1 protein-coding gene is annotated in these 1,595 nt (G+C 67.8%); it reads left to right on the plus strand.

Annotated elements, in window-relative coordinates; genetic code table 11:
• Positions 1-640 precede the first annotated feature (640 nt).
• A partial coding sequence (locus L978_RS16900) for a sigma-70 family RNA polymerase sigma factor (protein ID WP_156118316.1) occupies positions 641-1,595 on the plus strand: 955 nt, incomplete at its 3' end.

A 1,595-nucleotide genomic window follows, 5' to 3' on the forward strand; every position in this document is an offset into this window, starting at 1 on the left:
GGGGGCCCGCCGTTCCCCAGATCGGCGGCCCCATCCCCTGCAGAGACGGGCGGCCGGGAACTCCTCCCCCGAGGCTCCCGACCGGCCCACCGGTGCATTCACCCCTCGCACCAGTGCCTGAACCCCGCCCCCCGGAGGAGTTCTTCGTGGCTGTCTCTCTGTGATGAGACGACGGTCTCATCGATTCATTACGCGACTTCGTGGAAAATCTTCGAGAAGTTCCTTCCGTCGCTCACCCGGTGCGGGCGGGAGGCCGCCGTTCCCCCGAACGGCGGCCTCGCTCCCCCTCCTGAGACGGACGGGCGGGGTACCTCCCCCGAGGCCCCGACCGCCCTACCGAAGCGAATACCGCTCGCACCGGCGCCTGGACTCCGCCCCCGGAGTCCGATTCGGCTGTCCTAACGATGAGACGGTCGCACCACGGATTCATTACGCGACTTCGCGAAATTCTTCGAGAAACAGCGTTTCCACGCTCGGGCGCGGACCGGATCCGCCGACGCGCGCCCCCGGAAATCTGCGTACTTCGTGGGAAAGAGTGGCTTCCCTGGGAGATTCGCGAGAGACTGGAAAAGTCGCGTGATGAGCGGCGCCTCCACGCGTCTCACCCTGTAGAGGCGCAACCGCGCCCAGCGACAGATGGATGATTGTGCACGAAGAGAACTCGAGTCACGACGAACTGATCGGTGATGCCGACCTGATCCTCCGCGCCCGTTCGGGCGACACGGGGGCCTTCGGCGAACTCTGGCGACGCCACTACCCCTCGGGAATCACGGTCGCCCGATCCATCACATCATCGATCGACCCGGATGACCTGGTGCAGGAGGCGTACACACGCATCTACCAGGCGATCATCAAGGGCGGCGGACCGAACGGGTCGTTCCGCGCCTACCTGTTCACGAGCATCCGCAACACCGCGGCAGGCTGGGGACGTGCCCGTCGCGAGACCGCGATCGACGAACTCGACACCGTCGCCGACCCCGAGACCACCGACCAGGCGGCGAACGAGGCGCTCGACCGGAGCCTCACCGCGCAGGCGTTCCGCAGTCTTCCCACGCGCTGGCAGGAAGTGCTCTGGTACACCGAGATCGAGCAGATGAAGCCGCAGGAGGTCGGCCACCTCCTCGGGATGAAGTCCGGTGCCGTGTCGCAACTGGCGTTCCGTGCGCGTGAGGGTCTCCGCGAAGCGTGGATCCAGGCGCATCTGCGCAGCGCCGAAGACGGCTCCGAATGCCAGTGGACCATCGAGCATCTGGGCGCCTACTCGCGGGGCAACCTCAGCACTCGCGACCACAAGCGACTCGAACTGCATCTCGACGACTGCGCGCGCTGCATGATCGTCGCTGCCGAGGCCAAGGACGTCTCGCAGCGTCTCGCCCTCGTTCTGCTTCCTCTCGTGCTGGGTGTCGCTGGCGCCTCGGGCTACCTCGCGACCTTGCAGGGTGCGGGCACCCCGATCGTCGCTCTCGCGGCCATGCCGTCCAGCATTCCCGGTGCCGTCTTCGGCGGCGACGGAGGAGCCGGGGCTGTCGCCGCAGGCACGGCCGCGTCCGGCGCGGGCACGGGTTCCGGCGGTGGCGCAGGTTCGGGCGGCGCCG

Origin of the sequence: Microbacterium sp. ZOR0019, assembly GCF_000800925.1 — a bacterium.
In the GTDB taxonomy this organism is placed as follows: Bacteria; Actinomycetota; Actinomycetes; order Actinomycetales; family Microbacteriaceae; genus Microbacterium; species Microbacterium aurugineum.